Raw genomic sequence first — 23,870 nt, 5'->3', positions numbered from 1 at the left:
CGTTTTTGAGCATTAATTGCCCCCATAATCACCAGTTCTATCCCGCCACACCGAGTGAGGATGATTGGCACTCCTAATTACAATCCCTCCCTGGGTTGAATATTCAATCCAGACGCTGGGTCCATCGATACGCACGTAATCGTTTTTGGTCTCCATGGCCGTCGTTCCAGCGTATGCGATGTAGGTTTCGTCCAATTCGGCAGTATATTTAGCCAAAATAAGCGCTGCACTCTCATCGTCAATATCGGCAACATAGGTTTTTATCGCCGCCAACACCAGTGCTTTTTTTGCCGATGAAAGCGCAGATACCTTTAACCCTGAGCGGGTAGTTGGGAACTTCCCGTCCTGACCGGGGCCAAGCAAAATGTCGCTGTAAGTTGAACTCAGTTTGGCACTTGTCAACTCTGCGTCACTCAAGCCGGTCAACATTGCAGCAAACGCAACCCGCTCCTGCCCCATAGGTTCGTAATTGACGCTGGCTTGGGAAAATGGCGCAAAGGGTTCCACTGCGCGAAAAGAGGGCGTTGCTCCCACCAACTTACCGCCATTGTACGTATTTGCCACAGCAATATGGTGCCCCCCGTATTGTAACTCCCACAAACCAGTAACACTCGGTGTGCCTAAAAAGGCAACATAATAGTTTCCTGAGCCATAAGTGGAACCGCCACCATTTGCACTCAGGTAATCATCGGCAGCAAGAATGGCCAATGCTTCAGCGTAACCTTCGCTACTGGAAGTACCCATTACGGATGCGAGTAAGGCTTTAAAAGCAGTAAGCTGCTCAGCACTTAGGCTGCTCAGCGCCAGGCCAACCCGCTTTGTCTGGACCAATGCCTGTGGAAGGTTTGACCATTTCACCGCATTGGTTTTTGAATAACTGAGTTGTAAACTGGACAATTGGCTTGCATTTAGCGTGGCCTTAAAGGCCTCTGCCAAACAAACCACTTTTTGCAATCCAGTGGCCGTGGAACAATCCGCCGAGCTAGTCGAACCAGCAACGGTAAGTGCAATGGTACAGGATTGCCCCCCAAAATTAACGGCGAAGTTGGCTGTTCCTGAGGTGCCTGGGGTGCCCGAAACGTTGAAACTAAGGGTTCCGGCACCATTGGCCAGAGTTCCAGCCTGTAAAGTTGCGCTTAGTCCTGTAACACCAGTAGAAGCAATGGCCGAACCAGCCGAATAGGATTGTGCATTGCCTCCTGTATAAGGGATTAGCGCAGTACCATTGTAGTTTGCACTAACAGTAGCATTTGCGGAAAAAGTAACGGTACTACAGCTTAGTGTGCTTACCGTTGGCGTCAAGGTAGTCGGTGTAACTTCCGTTTTTTTACAAGCACAAAAAAGCAGGGCGATCGTACCCAATGCCAGCATGATTGAAGTTCTCATTCAGATGATTTTAATTAGAGAATCGTGGATACTAAAGCAACATCTATAAATGGCCACATCTAATCCAATAGCAACCATTAAGTCGCTTAGATCTTAAATATTGAGCTTAATTGTGATTGCTTGAAGGCACAAAATTGACAGGAATAACAATGCAACACAAGGACTTTTTCGTAAAATACAGATACAAAAAGAACATTCCATTTGTGCTTTCTGATTCGCGAATAAAAAGGTCATGGCCTGGAGGGCACCTCACTCTGACTACTTCATTGATGAAAATCTCCCGATAAAGCCTATGCTCATCAATCTTTGAATTAACTTGAATCCCCAAAATTGTCCTTAATTTGTTTTCCAAAGCTGCTATACCCACCCTGTGCGGTAACGGCAACTCCTAAATACAAACTGCATCATGAAGCATCAACTCGCACTCATTTTAGCACTCAGCACTGCACTGAGTCTTTTTGCTCAACAACCGAATGCCGCTTATCTGGCCAAACGTGAGGCCTATGTCCTCGCTTTGATGAAAAAAATGACCCTGGACGAAAAGTTGGGGCAATTGAATCTGGTGGTTGGCGGTGAAGCCACCACAGGTTCATCGGTAAGTACCGATGTAGAAACCAAGATCAAAGCTGGCAGAATCGGTGGTATTTTTAGTGTTTCTACTCCTGGCCGCATCCGCAAAATCCAGGAGTTGGCCGTCAACCAAAGCCGCCTGAAAATTCCGATGATTTTTGGGATGGACGTGATCCATGGGTATAAAACCTTATTCCCCATTCCGCTGGGCATCTCCAGCAGTTGGGACATGAGCCTGATTGAAAAAATGGCACGAATTTCAGCCGTAGAAGCCACCGCCGATGGCATTTTTTGGACTTTCTCTCCAATGGTCGACATTGCGCGGGATCCACGCTGGGGGCGCATTGCCGAAGGTTCGGGGGAAGACCCCTACCTGGGTTCCCAAATTGCCAAAGCAATGGTGAAAGGTTATCAGGGCAAGGGCTATGCCCAAACCAATACCATGATGGCCTGCGTCAAACACTTTGCGCTCTATGGCGCGGCTGAAGCGGGCCGCGATTACCATACCACCGACATGAGCAAGGTGCGCATGTATAACGAATACCTGCCACCCTACAAGGCCGCGCTGGATGCCGGAGCGGGCTCGATTATGGCCTCTTTCAACGAAATTGACGGGGTGCCCGCTACTGCCAATAAGTGGTTGCTGACCGACCTGCTGCGCCGCCAATGGGGCTTCAAAGGATTGGTGGTTTCAGACTATACGGGGATAAGCGAGATGGTTAATCACGGCTTGGGCGATTTACAAACCGTAGCAGCCAAGGCTTTGATGGCTGGGAATGACATGGATATGGTCAGTGAAAGTTATGTGAATACCCTGGGTAAGTCGCTGCGGGAACAAAAAGTAACTCAGGCCCAAATTGACCTGGCCTGCCGCCGAGTACTGGAGATGAAATACGACCTGGGATTGTTTACCGACCCCTACCGATATTGTGATGAAAACCGGGCCAAAACCGAAATTTTCACTACCGAGCACCGCACCGAAGCACGCAAAGCAGCAGGTAAATCTTTTGTATTGTTGAAAAACAACCAACAGACCTTGCCTCTGCCCAAACGGGGTACCATTGCCCTGATCGGCCCACTCGCCGACAACAAGGAAAACATGGCGGGCACCTGGAGTGTATCCGGTGATTTTACCAAATGTGTTTCTCTGGAGGAAGGCATCAAAAATGTAGCTGGTAATGTGACCATTCTCAAGGCTCGCGGCAGCAACATCTACAGCAACGCCCGCCTGGATGCCAACGTAAGCATCTTTGGCAAACCGACCAACCGCGACCCCCGCAGCGATGCGGACATGATTGCGGAAGCTGTAGCCACCGCTCAAAAAGCAGACGTGGTAGTAGCTGCGCTTGGCGAAGCTGCAGAGATGACCGGAGAAGCTTCCAGCCGTTCGGACATCGAGATTCCAGAAAACCAAAGAGACTTGTTGAAGGCTTTGATCAAAACTGGCAAACCAGTGGTTTTGGTGCTTTTCACTGGCCGCCCGCTGGCCATTCAATGGGAGCACGACAACATTCCCGCCATTCTGAACGTATGGTTTGGCGGTACTGAAGCAGGAAATGCCATCGCCGATGTGTTATTTGGCGACGTGAATCCTTCCGGTAAATTGTCGGCTACTTTCCCACGCAACGCCGGGCAAATCCCGATTTATTACAGCTACAAAAACACTGGGCGTCCTTATGGCGGCAATGGGGTAGATTTTGCGAAATTCCAATCCAATTACCTGGATGTACCCAATAGCCCGCTGTATCCTTTTGGACATGGCTTGAGTTACACCAAATTCGAGTACAGCCCAATCACTTTGAGCAAAAACACCCTGTCGATGGCCGTACCCAAAGACGCCATCAACGTCAGTGTAACCGTTACCAATACGGGCAATTACGATGGCGAAGAGGTCGTGCAATTGTACATCCGTGACAAGGTGCGCAGCATCACTCCACCAGTGAAGGAACTGAAGGGTTTCCAAAAAATCGCTTTGAAAAAAGGAGAATCTAAAACCGTAACTTTCGCCCTTGGTGTTGAAGATTTGAAATTCTACAATGGAGAATTAAAATTCGTAGCCGAGCCAGGTGAGTTTCTGGTATTCGTGGGTACGAGCAGCAGTGAGGTAAAGGAGGCTGGGTTTAGTTTGAAATAATGCAATACCAAAAGGAGAAAAGGGCCAATTCAAGCTTTCAGCCTTGAATTGGCCCTTTTCTTTTAAATATTTTTTACCTTACTTAAAAAATCCCCGGAACTGCTTTCCCCTAAAATCCGTTAACCACCTAACAACTCAAACTCCATGGAAGTTAAACAGGTCTCCATTTCTGCCGATTTCAAAAACAACTTGACTAAGGCTATTTTTTCGATTGTACTATTCATCATTGTATACCTGATCCTATTTCTTACAGGTAGCCTCATTTCATTATTTGCGATTTCGCTGGGCGGTATCATTATTTTGGACAATCTGGGCCTGTTTGGCATCTTGCTAGGCCTGGGCGTAATTGGGATGGGAGTGATGGTATTTATTTTTTTGATCAAATTTATTTTTCGAAGAAACATCATTGACCGTTCACATCTCATTGAAATAAAGGCAGCGGATGAGCCCAGGTTGTTTGCTTTGCTGCAGGAAATTGTTGAGGAAACGCAAACCCAATTTCCCAAAAAAGTTTACCTCTCTTCAAACGTCAATGCTGGAGTGTTTTATAACTCCAGTTTTTGGAGCATGTTTTTCCCCGTTAGAAAAAACCTGGAAATTGGGCTTGGATTGGTCAATGGCGTCAGCAAAGCGGAGCTCAAGGCCATTTTAGCGCATGAATTCGGCCACTTTTCACAGGGGTCGATGAAGGTAGGCTCTTACGTTTACCAGGTGAATCAAGTACTTTACAACCTGCTGTTTGAAAACAAAACCTTCAACCTTTGGCTGCAACGTTGGAGTAGCATATCGGGTTATTTCTGGATTTTTGTCTGGTTGGGCTTACAATTCATCAGATTCACTCAATGGATTTTGGGCAAAATTTACAACCTCGTCAATGTGAGTTACATGGGCCTCAGCCGGGCCATGGAGTTTCATGCTGATGAGGTGGCGGCCCGGGTCACTGGTTCTGCACCAATGATTACCGGTTTGTCTCGTATTGATTTTATAGATGCTGTATTCAATGATGTACTTGATCAATACACCCGCAAGATTCCCAACTCCATCAAAACACAAAACGTGTACCCACAACATCGTTTTGTGATGCAGTTTCTAGCCAAAAGGTACGAATATCCTATCCAAAACGGGCTTCCCCAAATCGACCTTGGCAACAATCGCTACAACAAGTCTAAGTTGGTGATCAACGATCAATGGGCTTCTCACCCCAGCACCCCTGACCGGGTTAAAGCTTTACAAGTCTTGAACATCCCGGCCAGTGCGCTGGAAGAGCAGCCAGCTGATCAGCTGTTTGACCAACTCCCGAAGTGGCAAATCCAATTAACCCAAATGCTCTTCAAGCCTGTTGAATACCAAACTCCACCCCAGGACGAGGACTTAAGCAGTTTTCAGGAAGCCTATTCGGCCAATTATGAAAAAAGCAGTTTTTCCAGTTTTTACAATGGGTATTACGATCAGCACAATCCCATAAGCCACATGCCGGATGAACTTTTAGCCTCAGTTGGGCATACTGAATTGGCTCCAGCTGGTACTGCTCTTTTCGATCCCTCCGCCATTGACTTGATGTATGGATTTCATGGGCTGGAAAATGATCTGGCCTGGCTAGAATCCATCCAAAAAGGCACATATGTGGTAAAAACCCTGGACTATGCTGGCAAAAAATACCGCCTGAAAGAAATACCAAAATTGATTCCCCGTTTGCAACAAGAGCTGGAAACTGCCAAAGCAAAGATCAAAACCCATGACCTGGCTATTTTCAGGTATTTTTATACGCTGGCGCAAAAGGCCTCACGCACTGAAACCCTGGTTCAACACTATAAAACCTTCATTGAATATGACCGTGCTTATCCTGAAAAACAGCAACTCGCTCAGGAGATACGCAATTTACTTACTTTCACCGAAGAAAAATTGCCCGTTAAAACCATTGAAGGCAACCTAGCCGTGCTCCAGGGATGGGAAGAAAAACTCAAGGTGGCCATTAGGCATATATTGGATGAGCCCATTTATCAAGCTGCCCTTGTTCCTGAAATGAGGAAGCACCTTAGTGTGTATTGCGGAAAACAATGGCAATATTTTAACCAAACTGCCTACAATGATGATGCCTTAAATGTATTATTTAGCAGTATAAGCGGCTATGAAACGGTCTTGCAGGATACCTACTTCAAGCTCAAAAAGGACTTACTGAATCTCCAGGTTGAATTGGAAGAAAACAAGGACAAATAATTCCGCTTGATGACTTGCAAAAATAAGCCAAGAACCCCCTAATTTAGGCCAGGTTTATAGCCCAAAAATTCCGCCATGAAAATTCAGTTTTTTTCCTGCCTATTCCTCTGGTCCATCACCTGCTTCGCCAATGGACCCGATCCCGGTCCTGAGCCAGATTGGGGCTTCTTTGGCCATCGCCGCATCAACCGTCTGGCCGTTTTTGCGCTGCCACCTGAGTTGATTCCTTTTTACAAACAAAACATCGAATACATCACCGAGCACGCGGTTGATCCCGATAAGCGCCGCTACGCCAGCCGCCATGAAGGGCCCAGGCATTTCATGGACCTGGATCAATATGGTAAAGCGCCTTTCCCAGACTTACCCCGGGGCTGGAACGAGGCACTGGCCCGTTACACCGATGTTTTTCTGGTCGATTTACAAGGCGACACCATCAAAATCATTGGGGATGGTGTTACCCGCTACGAAAACCAACGCCTGCTTGGACTTGACAACAACCGCAGTATCAACGGGAGAGGTCTCAGTTGGAAAGATTATCAAAAATTTTACAACGAAAACATCTTTCCCCAATACTACGAGGAAAACTGGCAGGTCGCACCCGACAGTTTAGCCAAATTATTAGGCGCAGCATTGCCCTGCCGCAGCGTTTTTGCCGAAGATCGCCTTTCCGAACACGGCATCTTGCCTTACAATCTGCTGCACATGCAACGCCGCCTGACCGAGGCATTTTATACCCGCAATGTGGCTGCCATCCTGCGTTTATCCGCCGAAATTGGGCATTACATTGGTGATGCCCATGTGCCACTACACACCACTAAAAACTACAATGGCCAATTGAGTGATCAAATCGGCATCCACGCTTTTTGGGAAAGCCGCATCCCAGAATTGTTTGCGGATAAAACATATGACAACTTTGTAGGCGTAGCGGAATACATCACCAACCCTCAGGATTATTATTGGAAAATAGTCTTGGCGAGCAACAGTTTGGTGGATTCGGTTTTGTTAATCGAAAAACGCCTGAAGCAAACCCTGCGGCTTGATGAGCAATTTTGTTTTGAAGAACGCCTGGGGGTGACCATTCGAACCCAGTGCACGGCCTTTGCGCAAGCCTACCAGGAGGCCATGCGAGGCATGGTTGAAGCTCGCTGGCGGGCCTCCATTCAGGCGGTGAGCAACGCCTGGTACAGTGCCTGGGTGGATGCGGGCAAACCAGATCTGCGCAAACTCAGTTTCAAACCAGATGAAAAGGAGTTGGAGGAGATAAAGGCGCTGGAGGCAGGCTTGAAAAAGGGGAAAATTCAGGGGCGGGAGCATGAGAATTAGTGCCCACCACAATAATGAGTTTCAAAATTTATACCCTGCAACAATCGACAGGAACCGAAAGTTACTTTCCCTGAAAAGGTAATTGCGCAATATCTCACGTTTTGTGCTCCCCCGAAGTTCAATGCTATAGTTTTTATGAGCGTAGCCCAATCCTGCCACCAAATTTGGATTGGGTACAATTCGCAGGTCGTCGATTGTTTCAAAATCAATTTTGGAATCAATCGCAAAGTTAAGGCTCCCTGCCAGGTCGATGAACCATCGATCTGGGTTTTTCGAATACAGGTAATACCTAAGCCCAATTGGCACTTCTATCGAGTGATAGCTGACGGATATACGTTGCTGTTGATAGGCTGTATCAGGGATCTTTCTGATCCAACTTGCTCGATAGGACTGATAGTTTGGCTCAATTGTAAAAGCCCATTTGTTGTGATTAAATGATAAAAAAAATTCTACTTCGACTCCCAGACGAAAGTTTTGGGCACCTGCAAAGTCAATATCCACATTGTCATCGAGGTCCGATGTGCTCAAAGAGGCAAGCGACCAACCGGGGCGAATCGATAAGTTAAAAAGGTCTTTATGTGGCTTAAAATCCGCGTAATTGACCACTGGGCTTCCGATGCATTGGTTGTATTGTACAAAATAATCAATTAGCTCTTCCTCCCTGTATTTGGTAGTGTCAACGCTTGCAAACCCCATTCCTTCGCAACGAATTTTTTCCCAAAGCTGCCTACGATAGGTCAAATCCTGCTCTACTTTTTCTGCTATATTAAATCCAGACAAACTCTCCTTCTCGACTACCCTTAAATATCTTTTGTAAATCAACAGTTCAAAAGGCTGGCCATTTAGTCTGAAATAAAATTGAACCAGATTGCCTTGCCTAAAGACATACAAACTAGCCTGGCCTTCCACCAATGTTTTTAAAAAAAGGGTTTCATCTTCGAGGTCTAGACTCTTGTCTGAATCACGAGCTCTATCTAATTTAGCGCTAGCACGTATGTATTTGAACTGCTTAGAAATTCCAAATTCCTGGGCGGTCTCCAAATTGGCATCTAGGATTTGCTCCCCATTAATTTCTTGAAATTGAAATCGTTCAGGATTGTTTTGCCAGCCATTGTTTTTTATCAAACATTCTTTTCTATTACCTTGATTGTCTATAAAATAACCTTTTTCAAAGTTGATCTGGGCTTGAGCAAAAATGTTCGAAAAGCAAAAAATCAGGATAATTCCTGTTTTCATTTGTAATACCTTCATGATTAAATGGTTTCTAATTTCTTCCCACGTCATTAAACACAAATGTAAATTGAGTTAGTTAAACCATTAGCTCAATAAAGGTATTTTTATTGTTAATATTAGGTTTTCTTGGTTAATTCTCCACCCAATACATTTCCACCTCACCCTTATTTTTCACGCTGATTTTTCCCCGGTATTCACACTTAAAACTGTCTTTGACCAGTTCATACGTAGATGAAGAGATATTGACTTTTCCAGCATCGCTATTGGATTCCATCCGGGCAGCCACGTTTACGGTATCACCCCAGATGTCGTAGGCAAATTTCTTTTCGCCCACAACCCCGGCAATAATGGGGCCAGTGTGGATACCGATGCGGGCTTCAAAATAGGGCCGCCCTTCGCGCATGCGTTGTTCTTTGAGCACTTCGAGGAAGTTTTGCATCTCAAATGCGGCCTGAATCACCTTGGTGGGATTGGACTGATAAGGATCCGGTAAACCACCCGCACACATATAAGCATCACCGATGGTTTTGATTTTTTCCATGCCGTATTTACCCATGATTTTGTCAAATCCTTTGAAACAGAGGTCGAGCTCGGAAACTAGTTCCTCCGGAGTCAATTTTTCTGCAATATTGGTGAAGTTTTTAAAGTCGGCAAACAGTACCGAGACGCTGTCGTAACGGCGGGTATTGGCGTGTCCAAGGGTTTTGAGTTCTTCAGCGATGGAAGAAGGCAAGATATTGAGCAAGAGGTTCTCTGAACGTTGGCGTTCTTCCTGAATAATGCGGTTTTTTTCTTCCAGAACTGCGTTGTTGCGCTTGAAGTTGAGGAAGCGATTGTACAAACCCGCCGCAATAATGAAAATTACTCCGGCCAGCACGAGCAAGAGGTTTCGCTCACTGTGTTTGAGTTTTAATTCCGCTTCTTTTTGATTCAAAGCCATTTTATTGGAGGCCAGTTGAATGGAGTCGAAGGCTTTAAGGTAGGATAGAGAATCTACCATTTTCTTTTGTTGCAACAGCAACAGGGCATCTTTAGCCTGCCTTTCATTCATGTCCTTGATCGCCTCCTGCTGGGTACTGATAATTTCAACCAATTTTTGGCGCTCCCGATTGAGGGATTCCTGGCTTTGCGATTTATTCTGATGGCTATTCGACAATTCTGAAGACAATACAGCAACCTGTTCGTACAACTTGGCATTTTCTTCTTTGAGGTTGGATTTATTGTCGAGGGTGACGGTTGGACTTTTGGACGGTAAAGGAACAGCTACCCCATTCAAAGCCATTAATTGCTCGGTGTATTCCTTCAGGTCTCGATCTTTTCCCCGCTCACGGGCGATGATCGAGAGCACTTCCAGGTTCTCTTTTTGCAGCTCAATCATCTTTTTGCCTTTCGCCAACTGTAGGCTTTTTTCCAAATTGGCGACAGCCTTAATTTTTTGCTTCCCTCCTATGTTGTTCAAGGCTTTCCCATACACATTGAGGGCCGTAGCCAGATAGCTGAAATCATACAACTCAGTAGCAACCGCCACTGCTTTTTCTCCTATTTCGGCAGCTTGAGTATGATTACCTTGTGCAGTGAGTTGTTGTGCTTGAGAAAGATACTGATTGAGTTGTGCTTTTTTGTCGGTAATGCCGTCCTGAGCGATCAAAAAACAGGAAAAGCACATGATGCCAATTGTAGTCAAAATAGATTTCATGATAGCAGGATTATAAGAAGGTCAGGTAAAGATAGATAATATTTTAAGTACCTACAACCACATCTTTAGGTAGTCCTACCAAAAATTCATTATTTGTAGTCAAACGGATGCTTGGAAATTGATTTCGACTTCTTTTCCAAGCACCCAAAAGACTTAAATATGCTATAACTTGTTAAGAATTGGCAGTTTTTTGCGCTCCAAGACAACCAGAATGGCACAACAAATAAATGCTGCCAAAGCCAGGCCAAAAAGCTCCCCGCCATCGTTGTTGACGTTTATTCCCAGTTTGGTCAGGTGAAAAAACAAAGCCCCACTGATGATTCCAACACCAATTACGGCCCCGAAAGGTCGGGTACGGGGAATTAACAGTAAAATGGAGGTAATCAGCTCCATCACTCCGATCCCGATGCGACCATAGGGTTCCATCCCTAGTTGTGTGAAGATAAAAACACTATCGGGATGAGCTGTAAATTTGAAATACAAGGTTTGCAGCATGATGATTGCAGCGGCTAAAGCCAGGATCAGAGAAACTGAAATTTTTGGCATGATTAGGTGTTTTAAATGACGAATGTTTGAGTGACGAATGACGAATTGGATCATCTGGGGCAAAATTCAGTAGTTGTATACGAAAAAAATGTTCCCAGGGTTACATTTTGAGGGTTCAAAAAGTAGCCATACGGACATTAACAAATTTATGCTGCCACATACTGCCCCACCCTATTGTTGCCGTTAGTAGTGGGGCAAAAATTAGTTAATTGGAAATGCCCGTACTTTTATAGTTTTGCGCGCAGATCCATCAGAGTTTGTTAAACAATAAAGCATGTCGGTAACAGTCAAGGGGTTGACCAAAGTATACGGAGAGCAAAAGGCCATTGATCAGGTTTCATTCACCGCCGGGAAGGGTGAAATTTTAGGCTTTTTAGGACCCAACGGTGCCGGAAAAACCACGACCATGAAAATCATCACCGGTTTCATCCCTCAAACGGAAGGTGATGCTGAAGTGTGTGGTTTTGATGTGAACAAAGCCCCGCTGGAAGTGCGCAAGCGCATCGGGTACTTGCCCGAACACAATCCATTGTACAAAGACATGTATGTCAAGGAATTTCTGGAGTTTGTAGCGGGTTTGCATCAGCTCAAAAAACCCATGCAACGAATCAAGGAAATGATCGACATGACTGGTCTGGAAAAAGAACAGCACAAGCCCATTGCCGCGCTCTCCAAAGGATACCGCCAAAGGGTCGGCCTGGCTCAGGCTATGCTGCACGACCCCGAAGTACTGATCCTGGATGAACCCACCACCGGCCTCGACCCTAACCAATTGGTCGAAATCCGCAGCCTGATCAAACAATTGGGTAAAGAAAAAACCCTGATTTTTTCCACCCACATCATGCAGGAAGTAGAAGCCATCTGCAACCGGGTGTTGATCATCAACAACGGCAAAATTGTCGCGGATGACCGCATTGAACAACTGCCCAACCTGATCAAGGGAGAAGCAATGGTCAGTGTTGCATTTTTGGAGGAAGTCAAGGCAGAAGTGTTGAAAAAAATCAAAGGGGTAAATTCCGTAAAAAAAATTAATCAGCACAGTTGGCAACTTTCCAGCGATGCCAAAGCAGATATTCGCCCGGAAGTGTTCCGCTTTGCGGTTGATCAGGGTTTGACCCTGATTGAAATGCACAAGGAGGCTTATTCCGTTGAAGACGTTTTCCAAAAATTGACAGCCAAAGGCAGATAAAAAAATAAAATGATTCGACTTTTAATCTACCTCTGCATCCTTGCCTGCTTCCTGGGATCTTATTCGGCCAGCGCCCAAAACCGCACGGCTGTTAAACCCAATTATACCTTCAAGGATGGGATATACCCAAACCTGGCGGCATTCCAAGCAGACAAACCGCAGTATTCCATGTTCAACGTGGAATTTTCAGCAGTGGTGAATGAGGAGAAAAAAGTCGTACAGGTGGAATGGATTCGGCACAAACGTGGGGATACTCTAAGTTTGGATTCTATCTGGGGCATTTGTTGGCGCGGGCGGCCCTACATTCGGATTCCGGCCGATAGTGTCAAACGCAAATTGGCTATTTTTGCTGAACTACAGGTAGTTGGGAATATTTGTTTGTTCAATTACGAAACGGAGGTGGAACGTTTGGTCGAAATCAAGGCCTATTTTCCAGAAACCGGAATTCCCTTTCGCAAGGGCAAAGTACGGAATACCGAAACCCTGATCAAGGAAAAGATGCTACGCCTGGAGAATGGGGAGTGGGCTACTTTTAATCAACAAAACCTGGCTCAGTGGGTAGCTGATTATCCCGATTTGCAAAAAGCGGTCAAAGCCCTTACAGCGGATAAAACTGCTGAACTCCTTCCCAGAATGGTCCTGACTTACAATGAGCGAAATCCGTTCTATTTAAAATAAATTTATGTGGACGATCTTTAAAAAAGAAGTAAACACCTTTTTCAGTTCCCTGATTGGCTACATCGCCATCGCCGTTTTTTTGGTGATTTTGGGGCTGTTTGTATTTGTGTTTGCGGACTCCAGCATTTTGGAAAACAAATTTGCCACCCTGGCCCCCTTGTTTGATACAGCGCCCCTGGTGTTTTTGTTCCTCATCCCGGCGGTCACCATGCGGATGTTTGCCGAAGAACAACAGACCGGGACCATTGAATTTTTGGCTACCAAACCCGTGCGCGACCTCGACATCATTTTGGGGAAATATTTTGCGGCACTGGCCCTGGTCTTGTTTTCAATACTACCCACCGTTTTGTACTACTACACGGTCTATCAATTGGGCTCTCCGCAAGGAAACCTGGACGCCGGGGCAATCCTGGGCTCTTATCTCGGTTTGTTTTTGCTGGCCGCCATTTTTGCCGCCATCGGGGTTTTTGCCTCTTCCCTGAGCAGCAATCAGATCCTGGCCTTTTTGCTGGCGACCTTCCTCTGTTTTTTGTTTTACTACGGGTTTTATTACTTCAGCAAACTGCCTGTTTTTGTAGGGCGTTTTGATGATTTGATTCAAAAATTGGGCATCGACTACCACTACAACTCGATCAGTAGGGGCATTGTGGATACGCGGGATGTGGTGTACTTTTTTTCCGTGAGTACTTTATTTTTGGCATTAACGCTCTTTTCACTGGAAAGAAGAAAATGGTAAACATGAGCAAAAGCAAAAAAACACAATCCCTCCTGCAAATGGGGCTTTTCCTGGGGATTGTGGTCTTCATCAATATCCTGGCCAATGCCCGCTTGGGCAATTTTGCCCTGTACCGCAGTTTTGACCTCACCGAGGAAAAACGTTTCACCCTCACCGATGGCACCAAAAACATGCTGCGCAATCTGGATGAGGTGGTTTATGTCAAAGTGATGCTCGACGGCAAATTGCCCGCCGAGTTGAAGCGCCTGCGTGCCTCCACCATCGACATCCTGGATGATTTTCGGGGTCAATCAGCACTGATTGATTACGATTTCGAAAACCCCATGGCTGGCAAACCCGAGCAAGTCAATGCCCGGATGGAACAATTGCGCAAGGAAGGCATGTTTCCCATGTCTTTTACGGTGGTGAAAGGTGCTCAGCGCGATGATACGCCCGTGTTTCCCTACGCGGTGGTAAACTACAAAGGTCGAGCCTATCCAGTAAACCTGATGGAAAACCAGGACAATACCCAATCGCCCGATGTGGTACTCAACAACGCCGTTTCGCTGCTGGAATACAAACTGGCCAACGCCATTCAAAAGCTTCAGGAAGCCAACAAACCTAACGTAGTTTTTACCATGGGCCACGGGGAATTGGGGGAGTACGAACGGGCCGATTTTGAAGGGTCCCTGCGCAAATTTTGCAATACGGGCACCCTGGTTTTGGACAGTGTGACTTCGATCAACCCCGAAATTTCAGCCTTGATTGTAGCCAAACCACTCCGCCCTTTTTCGGAAAAAGACAAGTTCAAAATTGACCAATACGTGATGGGCGGGGGAAAAATCCTCTGGATGCTCGATATGGTGCGCATGGATAAAGACAGTCTCTTTGCTCATCCCGAATACATCCCCGGAGACTACCAACTCAATCTGGATGACTTGCTGTTCAGATACGGTGTACGGGTACAACCCAATCTCGTGCTTGACCTACAATGTTCGCAAATTTGGGTAGCTACGGGCAAACAAGGCTCGCGGCAGCAAAGACAACCGATTCCTTTCCCTTACCACATTCTGACTTTGTCGAATCCCGATCACCCGGTGTCTAAATCGGTGGCGCCGGTCAACATGCTTTTCGCGAGCACCATCGATACAGCCATCCGCACCAAAACGTCGGTCAAAAAAACAGCCCTGCTAAGCACCACTCCTCGCACTCGCTTGCAGTACTTGCCGGCACGCCTGGGACTGGACTTTTTGCGCTACATCCAACCAGACAAGTTCAACAAAGGACCACAAGTGGTAGCGGTAGCCCTGGAAGGTACTTTCCCCTCGATGTACGAAAACCGCCTGACGCCGGAAATGGAGAGTGGCCTGACCCAATTGGGCTTACAATTCAAAAGTGTGAGTGCTCCTACTCGCCAAATCGTTGTATCTGATGGCGACGTGGCCAAAAACAAGTACTTGCCTACCCGGGAACAAGTGGTGCCCCTCGGTTACAGCGACGCGGAAAATTTCATTTACGCCAACAAGGAATTCCTGCAAAACGCGGTGGAATACCTGCTGGACAAAAATGGCATCATTGCCGCACGGGGCAAAGAGGTGCGTTTGCGCATGTTGGATACCACCCGAGCCCAGGAAGAAAAAACGGGGTGGCAGGTCGTGAATATTGTTTTCCCGCTGATTTTGATTGGTATTTTCGGGTTTGGGTATGGATGGTGGCGGAAGCGGCGGTATGCGAGGGTGTAAATGGGTATTTGTATTTCAATTAGAAGTATAATGAAGTGTTTTGAAATAACCGTTCGTTGGTGCAGTGCACTTCAATTGCCACGTGCTTTAGCGCGTGGATAGCAGGTTTTTTTAAAATGGGCTTTAGCCCTAGTTTAAAAATTAATGCTTGGGCTAAAGCCCATCAAAAAGGCAATCTCCATCCACGCGCTAAAGCACGTGGCAATTGATGCGCTATACTTCTGACAAACTTGAGTGAAAAATTTACCTAGAAACGTTTGATACTCAAAACTTCATGATACTTTCGGATGGCACCCACAGTTTTTCCAGTTCATCCCGTATTACGTATAAATTTTGTTTTTTAACGAAAGCGGTGATGTCCTCGATGTACTGGATGGCTTCGTGGGCAAAAAAATGCAAGGTTTCGCCTTTTAACCCCAGTTGAATTGCTTTTCGATCAAGTTTATTTCCTTGAGGGTCATGATCGGGATCCCACTGTACCCTCACGTTTTTTTCTGACAATTCTTTTTGCCAATTTTCATGAGTACTATACGTTTCTTGGTCAAAAGTGCTGAGTACAGCCTCATTCAGGATTTGTTCAAATGCTCGTTTTTTCAACCAAATGGCCAATACCCGCTCCTGATTCTCCTTTTCAGCCCAACCACAACGGAACATCATCCACAAAAAATTGGGCTTGATCCAGGACATCCGATTGAAACTAAAGTCTTTTCCACCAAAAGTTTGGTTTTCTACAGCGTAATGGGCAATACTTGGTTTATAGGCCTGATAAACCACAATTTCATCTTCCGTTTGGAAGCCAATGATGCTTTTGCCTGTTTTGGGCATCCGTTCAAGGTATAAGGAATAAGGTTCAATGCGGATTCTTTTCCCAAATGGCACCCTTGAAGCTGGAATCAGTTGCCCCTTTCGTTCCAGTTCATCTTCCCATTGTAGGATCCGTTTTTGGGCATATCCGGCAAGGGTTTCATCTTTTGATTGGGCAATGGCTTTTAAACAATCAAACGCCTCTTGAGTGCCGATATCGGCTAAAGCCCAAGTACATTTTCGTGAAACAGGTTTGTATTCTAGTTCTGGAATTGTTTCTTCTAAAACCGATTTGCAAAGCAGTTGGACTACTAATGGGTTCCGCTTAATTTGAAAACTGCTTGCCAACTCATCGTGAAGGGTGTGCCAGCTCTGCTCAAATAATTTCATCTCCATCTGGAGGATATCATCTTCAGTACATTCGGAGAAGTCTAGTTGGTAAAATTCGTAAACTTTTTGAGGGTCTTTAGACTTGAGCATTGAGTCAAATTGCTCAAATAGGTATTGGTTTTTCATAATATCGTGTAAACAGGAAATGCTACACACAGGTTCCCTGGTTTTCAAAATAAAGCAAATAATTTTACTAATTGACTGCTAAAAGCTAAAAACCGATGTAGATTTTTTCCAATTTTGCACACCATTTCGGCCAAACTAATTTGTTTTCATGAACCGCACCACCTGGCTTTTACTCTCCTTTTTTATACTTGGCGTAATTGCTGTTGGATACGTCTATTTCAACCGCGAAGACGCCCTCATGCGTGGCCTCAAAGCCGAGCGCAATTTTGCCGTCAAAGACGTCAGTCGCCTGCAAAAAATCTTCATCGCCCAGCGTGATGGCGAGACTACTTTGTTGGAAAAAAAAGGCCCGGAGTGGCTCTACAACGGCAAATACAAAGCCCGACCCAATGCCATGGACAACCTGCTGGATGCCATTCAAAGGGTTGAAATCGACCATATCCCCGCCAAGGCCGCCATCAAAAACATTGTCAACAACCTGGCTGGAGAAGGCATCAAGGTAGAGTTGTACGAATCCGGGGAGCAGCCCGTCAAAACCTACTATATCGGCAGTGGCACCCAGGATGAACGCGGCGTATACATGATCATGGATGGTTTTGATCAGCCCTTCGTTTGTCATATACCCGGCTGGGAAGGCAATTTGCGCTACCGCTACAACCTACGCGGCGATGATTGGCGCGACAAAACGGTGTTCGCCGAAGACCCCGACAACATCCAAAGTGTCAGCATTGAATACCCCAAACAGAAGAATCGCTCCTTCAAACTGGAGCGCAAAGGCGGAAGTAGTTTTGACATCCGGCCTTTTTATAAAATTACCCCCAAGCTTCCTTTGCCATACCGCGAAGGCAGTGCGGAAGCCTTTTTGATCGGTTTCGAAAGCCTGGTGGCCGAAGCTTTTGAAAATGAAACGCCAGCCAAGGACTCCGTACGGCAAATTGTGCCCTTCAGTGTGATTACAGTAACCAACAAACAAGGCAAAACCACCCAAGCCAAATTATTTCCCATCTTCCCCGAATCAGTCATGTCCCTTGATCCCAAAACCGGGCAATGGGTCAGTTCCGATGGAGCTACCGTGGAGCGTTATTTTGTGGACCATAGCTCAGGCGATTTTATGCTGATTCAGGATCGGGTGTTTCGAAAGGTGTTGCGGGGGTATGATTTTTTTTATGGGCGGTAGGTAGTAATATAAAACCTATACAGCTCAATGCGAAAAAAACAAAACCCCCAAAAACAACGTTTAGCCAGGGTAATTTTCCTTAAAACAAAATGCAGAACAAACCTTAAATAATGTCAAAATGAAACACTTCGTAACTGTTTTATTTACACTTTTCACATTGTCCATTTTTGCCCAAACCGCTGCCGAACACCTCCAGAACGGCATTGCCAAGCACAATCAAAAAGACTATAAGGGCGCAATCAAAGATTACGAAAAAGCCGTCAAAGCTGACCCCAACTACAAAGAAGCCTACTTCAATCGAGGAGTTTGTGCTTTGGCTTTGAAAAATTTCAAACTGGCCATGAGTGATTTTGACAAAACCATTGAGTTGGACCCCAAATTCATCAAAGCCTATTACAGCAGAGCAAGCGTTTGGGTTAGTCAAGAAAAATACCTGGAAGCTTTACCTGACCTCGACAAAACCATTGAACTGGATGTTGCTTTCCCCAATGCCTTGACCCTGCGTGGGCAAATCCGAGCCCAAACTGGCAACAAAAAAGGAGCTTGTGAAGACTTCTCCTCTGCCAGACAAAATGGAGACAAACAAGCTGATCGCTATCTTGCCCAGTTTTGTGGCAATGAGCAGTTACCCGGTGAATCATTTATGCTCAACTGGCCAGAGGAAGAAAACTGGAAAATTGGAAGCAGTCAGGAAAATACTCAAATGGCCATGCTGGAATTGATCCGTGCCAATGAAACACTGGAAAATTGGACCGAAATGGGTACAATGACCTCATTCTTTGGCGCTAAACCCATGCCAATGGATCAGGTAATGAACATCATGTATGAACAAGCCAAACTCAATGCACCCAAAGCAAAGTTGACTTTTATTGAAAAAGATGAAACCGCTACTTATCCTTGGATTATTTTCACAATTGAATCCCCAAATTTTAAAAATGACAAAAGGCCGGAATCTCAACTCTGGTACATTACTCAAGGAAAACAAGCCCTCTACTCTAATTTCAGGGCCATCAAAGAGGCTAGTATCCCCGGCCCATTGAAAGAGACATGGATCAAGTTTTTCAAAACTGGGCAAATAGTGAATAAATGATGTTGGGGTTTCGAATCAAATCCACGAATACGTGCTTCGATTAATTCCATGCGGTTTTAATTAATTTCACTCTTTTTGATTCAAGTGATAATGATCAAAACATGAATATTAAAATCCAAGCTACGCTAATTTTCATCTTACTCAATACTTGCACACCTTCCAATAATGAACAGAAAGAAGTGGTGATTTCTGAAAAAAAAGCAACCACAGCGCCTGAAAAAATCAAACCAATCTGGGGCCACCGCTTCAAAATAACTGGCGATTTCGATGGCGACGGTCAGCAAGAAACCTTAACTGAATTTTACTACAGCCACCGAGACCAAAAAGAAACCAATAAATATTTCAAAGGCATTGAGGATGTATGGGTGTTGTATGACTCTGCAGAAGTCCGCAAGTGCCAATCCTTTTTGCTTTGCAGCAATTCAAAACTGGACACCATCCCGGTTTCCGGCATTCTCGGCCCGATTTGGCTCAAAAACGAAGGTGATCTGGATGGCGATGGTGGTGATGAAGTTTCTTACGTAGCCAGTTCCCCCCAACAATCTTCAATCAATTTTTGCCGCTTGTTGAGTTATAAAAAGAACCAATGGAAAGAATTGTACACCTTTGAAATCCGGGAATGGCAAATCCCACCTCTGCCTCAAGCTGGAAAAACTTACGGCCTGATGGGCAGCGATGGCTTGTATGAAACGGATGATGATGATGGTTTGAACCAGGAATTAGTTAAGGCTTTTAATGCATTTCCTGGTTTTGTGACCAAAATGAAGGATGGGAAGGTGAAGATTTACACTTTTACGGAGATGGCGGAGGATACGGTGGTAGTTTTGGATTTGAAAAATATGGGGCGGCCTAAATTTTAACTTCAGGGAAGCAGCCAGAATCACGAGGTGTGTACTGAATTTTGACTTTCTGCGATCAATGTTTCAACATTCTCCAAATCGATTACTACGATATTGGCTATTTCAGCTGCAGATATCTTGGCCGATTGATGAAGATTAAGAATCGTGGTGTTGATGCGTTGGCGCTCTTCTTCTGCCTTTTGGCGCTCTCCTTTTAATGCCTGAGTTGGATTGTACCCGAAGATGTGTTCGTACAAGCCTAATGCAAAGTCTTTAGTTCCTTCACTGATGATCATTTTTTCTTCGTTTGGAAATGCCAATGAAAATTGAGTTTGCTGAAATTCATTCTCCAAATCCTTAGGTAAATCTACAAAATCCTTTAATAAAGCGTCATAATCAATGGGTTTGGCCATAAAGTAGGTGTTTTATTTTGCCAGAGATTAAAAATAGTTTTTTTAATTAAAAAAACAAACAAATAATTATTTTTTTCACCACCATGAATCATTCTAAATTTTCTTATTTTGGCATGGCTGAATTTTAAGAGATTTTAAGATGTTAGAAAAAAAATGGTTTCTTGGCCTCATCATCGCACTCTTCTGCTGCGCCTGTTCCTCCGAGCTACCGCCGGAACTGCAAGCAGAACTCGCAAGCTTGCCCGCTGAGCTGGACTACAACCTCCACGTCAAACCCATTCTTTCCGACAAGTGTTTTGCCTGCCATGGGCCCGACAAAGCCAAGCAAAAAGCAGGCCTGCGCCTCGACCTGCCTGAAGGCGCTTACGCCCAACTGGAAGAAAGTCCCGGCAAAGTGGCCATCACCAAAGGCAGTTTGCGCCGCAGTGAAGTCTTTCACCGCATCATTTCCGATGACCCCGAGTACCTCATGCCCACGCCCGAGTCTCACCTCAGTTTGAGCAATCGGGAAAAAGCCATCCTCATCCAATGGATCAAAAATGGAGCAGAATACCAGCCCCACTGGGCTTTTGTCGCACCAAAACAACCTAAAATCCCTACAGTAAAGAAAAACGACTGGGTCAAAAACCCCATCGACAATTTTGTCTTGCAAAAACTGGAGTCCGAAAAACTCCAGCCTGCCAAAGAAGCCTCAAAAGCTATGCTCTTGCGCCGATTGTCACTCGACCTGACCGGCCTCCCTCCTACCCTGGCTGAAATCGACGCCTTTGAACAAGACAAATCCCTCAATGCCTACGAAAAACAGGTAGATCGCCTGCTTAAGTCGCCCCATTACGGCGAAAAAATGGCGGTGGATTGGCTGGATTTGGCGCGTTTTGCCGATTCTCATGGCTACACCGTGGATCGCTTGCGCGACATGTCGCCGTACCGCGATTGGGTCATTCAGGCTTTCAACCGCAACCAGCCCTACGACCAATTCATCCAGTGGCAATTGGCCGGCGACTTAATGCCCAAACCCAGTCGAGAAATGTTGATTGCCACTGCTTTCAACCGCAACCACCCCCAAAACCTGGAAGGTGGCATCATCGAAGAAGAGTTTCAGACCGAGTACGTGGTGGACCGCACCAATACCTTCGGCGATGCTTTTTTAGGCCTCTCGGTAGGTTGTGCCAAGTGCCACGACCATAAGTACGATCCCCTTTCGCAGCAGAATTATTACGAGCTATTTTCCTTTTTCAACAACGTCAAAGAAGCGGGCCAAATCTCCTGGGATGGCGCCCTCCCTACGCCAACTTTGCTCTTGCCCACAAAAAAGCAGGAGAAAATGCTGGCCTCCATCCAAAAATCCATTGCCGAGCAGGAACAAGCGGTGGAAAAACTCAGCCCCCAAACCATAGCAGCCTTTGAAGATTGGTTAAAAAAGGGCCAACAACAAAAATTAACCACGGAAAAGATCCCCCAACCCGGCCTGCAAGCCCATTATAGCTTCGATGCCAGTGACCTAAAAAACCAGGTCAACCCCAAACAGCTCGGCATCATGAAACGGGAAACAGGCATGACCGGAGATAAGCCCAATTTTGTCAATGTGAACTCAGGTAAAGCCCTCGCGCTCGACGGCGACGTATACCTCGACCTGGGCGAAGTGGGCGTTTTCCGCAAATCCGAGCCCTTCAGCATCGGCATCAAGGTCTGGATTCCAAAGGCGCTGAAAGAAGGTGTATTGTTCCACAAAAGCAGCGCCGAACGTTTGTACAATTTCCGAGGCTTTCACGTCTACCTCAAAAATGACCGCCTCGAAATCAACATGGCGCATACCGCCCCCTCCAATGCCCTTACCCGAGTGAGTACCGCATCCGTGCCCCGCAATCGCTGGTTGTATCTGACCCTCACTTACGATGGTTCTTCGCGTGCTGCGGGGTTCAACTTGTACCAGGATGGACAAGTGCTGGCTATGGAAACCACCATGGATCAGTTGTACAAAGACATCCTGCTGGTGGGCAATCCCCAGCCGGGTTTACAAATCGGTGCCTGGTGGCGGGGCCTCGGCTTTAAAGGTGGGCAGGTGGACGACATCAGCGTGTACAATCGGGAGTTGACGCCTTTTGAAGTGGCGGTGCTGGCGCAAAAACAGAGCTGGGCCAAGGTGGCGAATAAAGCAGTGGCACAATTGAGCAAAGCCGAAAAGGACCATTTATTGGCTTATTACCAACAAGCCGTTTCGCCCCTCCTACAAGAAGCCCGCAAAACCCTCCAGGCACGCCGTACCGAACTCTCTGACTCCATCGAGCAGGTCGAAGAATTGATGGTGATGCAGGAAATGAAGCAGCCCAAAAAGACCTTCCTGCTGAACCGGGGGAACTACGACATGCCCGGCAAGCAGGTTTTTCCCAATACACCAGCCTCCATTTTGGCCTGGCCCAAAAACCTGCCCAAAAACCGCCTGGGGCTGGCCAAATGGCTATGTTTGCCCGAACATCCCCTGACGGCCCGGGTGGCGGTCAATCGTTTTTGGCAAAACTACTTTGGCACCGGGCTGATCAAAACCACCGAAGACTTTGGCAATCAAGGCGAAATGCCCAGTCATCCGCAATTGTTGGATTGGCTGGCGCTGCGATTCATTGAGTCGGGTTGGGATGTCAAAGCCTTGCAAAAGCTCATCGTACTATCGGCCACCTATCGGCAGGATTCGCGGGTAGACAAAACTTTGCGGGAAAAAGACCCCGAAAATCGCCTGCTGGCACGCGGCCCGGCTTTTCGGCTTTCAGCCGAACAAATTCGCGATAACGCCTTAATGGCCAGCGGTTTATTGAATCCAAAAATCGGTGGCAAAAGCATCAAACCCTACCAACCAGCGGGTCTATGGGAAATCAATAGTGCCAACTACGAGGCCGATACTACCGATGCGGTGTACCGCCGGAGTTTGTACATCCTGGTCAAACGTTCAGTACCCAATCCAACCCTCGCTACTTTTGATGCGGGTTCGCGCAGTTACTGCGTGGTGCGGCGGCAAAAAACCAACACCCCTTTACAGGCCTTGGTGACCTTGAACGACCCCACTTTTATTGAAGCATCGAAGGTGTTGGGAGAACAAATGTGCAAAATCCCGGATGCGCCCAAGGCCATTGCTACGGTGTACCGGAAGTTAACGGGTTTGCAGCCTTCGAAGGCGGAATTGGCGCTTTTGCTGCGCTTACAACGCGTAGAGCAGGAAAAGTTTCACCAATATCCAGAAAAGGCCAAAGGCTGGCTGGAAGCGGGTTTGTACAAACTGGATCCAAAATTGGATAAAGCGGCACTGGCGGCGAATGCGGTGGTGGCGAATACAATTATGAATTCGGATGCGACGCTAAGTAAACGATGAAAAACCTGGATTTAAAGCTATATTCCAAGTCAGATTCAGTTTAAGGCGACAAAAGTGGTGGCCTGTAATTTACCAGACTGAGCCGACCAGCGGCATAGCCGCGAAACGTCTGTAGCCAAGGGAACGAAGATCAGTTTTAAAGGTGCGTAGCACCGAAACAATAACACGATTTTCAGATGGATTGTACAGATTTAAAGGTTTCGGTGCGCTGCACCTTTATCCAATATTCAGGCTCTGTATC

At 46.3% G+C, this 23,870-nt stretch carries 17 protein-coding genes; 11 read left to right on the top strand and 6 right to left on the bottom strand.

The window, feature by feature from the left end; genetic code table 11:
- Nucleotides 1-12 precede the first annotated feature (12 nt).
- Complete coding sequence (locus tag SFV55_RS15175) at nt 13-1,386, bottom strand: DUF3500 domain-containing protein (protein ID WP_320030368.1); 1,374 nt, start codon at nt 1,384-1,386, stop codon at nt 13-15.
- Nucleotides 1,387-1,792: 406 nt separating this feature from the next.
- Here SFV55_RS15175 and bglX point away from each other — a divergent pair, with 406 nt between their 5' ends.
- The 3 genes from bglX to SFV55_RS15160 all read left to right on the top strand — a co-directional run bounded on the left by bglX (nt 1,793) and on the right by SFV55_RS15160 (nt 7,630).
- On the top strand, nt 1,793-4,090 hold the full coding sequence (gene bglX / locus SFV55_RS15170) for a beta-glucosidase BglX (RefSeq protein WP_320030367.1): 2,298 nt from the start codon (nt 1,793-1,795) through the stop codon (nt 4,088-4,090).
- A 144-nt stretch (nt 4,091-4,234) separates the two neighbouring features.
- On the top strand, nt 4,235-6,307 hold the full coding sequence (locus SFV55_RS15165) for a M48 family metalloprotease (protein ID WP_320030366.1): 2,073 nt from the start codon (nt 4,235-4,237) through the stop codon (nt 6,305-6,307).
- 75 nt (nt 6,308-6,382) lie between these two features.
- Nucleotides 6,383-7,630: a zinc dependent phospholipase C family protein gene (locus SFV55_RS15160; RefSeq protein WP_320030365.1), complete on the top strand. Its 1,248-nt coding sequence runs from the start codon at nt 6,383-6,385 to the stop codon at nt 7,628-7,630.
- Between the two features lie 21 nt (nt 7,631-7,651).
- Here SFV55_RS15160 and SFV55_RS15155 read toward each other — a convergent pair whose 3' ends face one another.
- From SFV55_RS15155 to SFV55_RS15145, 3 genes are all read right to left on the bottom strand, one after another.
- Nucleotides 7,652-8,881, bottom strand: coding sequence for an outer membrane beta-barrel protein (locus SFV55_RS15155; protein ID WP_320030364.1), 1,230 nt, complete (start codon nt 8,879-8,881; stop codon nt 7,652-7,654).
- Between the two features lie 112 nt (nt 8,882-8,993).
- Complete coding sequence (locus SFV55_RS15150; RefSeq protein ID WP_320030363.1) at nt 8,994-10,559, bottom strand: adenylate/guanylate cyclase domain-containing protein; 1,566 nt, start codon at nt 10,557-10,559, stop codon at nt 8,994-8,996.
- Between the two features lie 162 nt (nt 10,560-10,721).
- Nucleotides 10,722-11,105 carry a DoxX family protein gene (locus SFV55_RS15145; protein ID WP_320030362.1) on the bottom strand — a complete coding sequence of 128 codons (384 nt, stop codon included), beginning with the start codon at nt 11,103-11,105 and terminating at the stop codon, nt 10,722-10,724.
- A 274-nt stretch (nt 11,106-11,379) separates the two neighbouring features.
- Here SFV55_RS15145 and gldA point away from each other — a divergent pair, with 274 nt between their 5' ends.
- The 4 genes from gldA to gldG are packed head-to-tail and all read left to right on the top strand — an operon-like array spanning nt 11,380 to nt 15,429.
- Nucleotides 11,380-12,294, top strand: a complete 915-nt coding sequence (gldA, locus tag SFV55_RS15140; protein ID WP_320030361.1) for a gliding motility-associated ABC transporter ATP-binding subunit GldA — start codon at nt 11,380-11,382, stop codon at nt 12,292-12,294.
- 9 nt (nt 12,295-12,303) lie between these two features.
- Complete coding sequence (locus tag SFV55_RS15135; protein ID WP_320030360.1) at nt 12,304-12,972, top strand: hypothetical protein; 669 nt, start codon at nt 12,304-12,306, stop codon at nt 12,970-12,972.
- Between the two features lie 4 nt (nt 12,973-12,976).
- Nucleotides 12,977-13,708 carry a gliding motility-associated ABC transporter permease subunit GldF gene (gldF, locus tag SFV55_RS15130; RefSeq protein WP_320030359.1) on the top strand — a complete coding sequence of 244 codons (732 nt, stop codon included), beginning with the start codon at nt 12,977-12,979 and terminating at the stop codon, nt 13,706-13,708.
- Nucleotides 13,709-13,710: 2 nt separating this feature from the next.
- Complete coding sequence (gldG, locus tag SFV55_RS15125) at nt 13,711-15,429, top strand: gliding motility-associated ABC transporter substrate-binding protein GldG (RefSeq protein ID WP_320030358.1); 1,719 nt, start codon at nt 13,711-13,713, stop codon at nt 15,427-15,429.
- A 264-nt stretch (nt 15,430-15,693) separates the two neighbouring features.
- On the opposite strand, the gene SFV55_RS15120 is transcribed toward gldG, so the two are convergent.
- A complete protein-coding gene (locus tag SFV55_RS15120) occupies nt 15,694-16,713 on the bottom strand; it encodes a DUF4291 domain-containing protein (protein ID WP_320030357.1) in 1,020 nt (339 codons plus the stop codon).
- A 184-nt stretch (nt 16,714-16,897) separates the two neighbouring features.
- Here SFV55_RS15120 and SFV55_RS15115 point away from each other — a divergent pair, with 184 nt between their 5' ends.
- The 3 genes from SFV55_RS15115 to SFV55_RS15105 all read left to right on the top strand — a co-directional run bounded on the left by SFV55_RS15115 (nt 16,898) and on the right by SFV55_RS15105 (nt 19,876).
- Complete coding sequence (locus SFV55_RS15115) at nt 16,898-17,926, top strand: DUF4340 domain-containing protein (RefSeq protein WP_320030356.1); 1,029 nt, start codon at nt 16,898-16,900, stop codon at nt 17,924-17,926.
- Between the two features lie 118 nt (nt 17,927-18,044).
- Nucleotides 18,045-19,016, top strand: a complete 972-nt coding sequence (locus tag SFV55_RS15110; RefSeq protein WP_320030355.1) for a tetratricopeptide repeat protein — start codon at nt 18,045-18,047, stop codon at nt 19,014-19,016.
- 101 nt (nt 19,017-19,117) lie between these two features.
- Entirely contained in the window at nt 19,118-19,876 is a 759-nt protein-coding gene (locus tag SFV55_RS15105) for a hypothetical protein (protein ID WP_320030354.1), read from the top strand.
- 20 nt (nt 19,877-19,896) lie between these two features.
- On the opposite strand, the gene SFV55_RS15100 is transcribed toward SFV55_RS15105, so the two are convergent.
- Nucleotides 19,897-20,268 (bottom strand): hypothetical protein, encoded by a 372-nt coding sequence (locus tag SFV55_RS15100; protein ID WP_320030353.1) that lies wholly within the window; start codon nt 20,266-20,268, stop codon nt 19,897-19,899.
- Between the two features lie 139 nt (nt 20,269-20,407).
- Here SFV55_RS15100 and SFV55_RS15095 point away from each other — a divergent pair, with 139 nt between their 5' ends.
- Nucleotides 20,408-23,629, top strand: coding sequence for a DUF1553 domain-containing protein (locus tag SFV55_RS15095; protein ID WP_320030352.1), 3,222 nt, complete (start codon nt 20,408-20,410; stop codon nt 23,627-23,629).
- The last annotated feature ends 241 nt before the right edge of the window (nt 23,630-23,870 follow it).

It is taken from the genome of Haliscomenobacter sp. (genome assembly GCF_033763495.1).
Taxonomy (GTDB): Bacteria; Bacteroidota; Bacteroidia; order Chitinophagales; family Saprospiraceae; genus Haliscomenobacter.
This window is presented reverse-complemented; position numbering and strand designations above follow the sequence as displayed.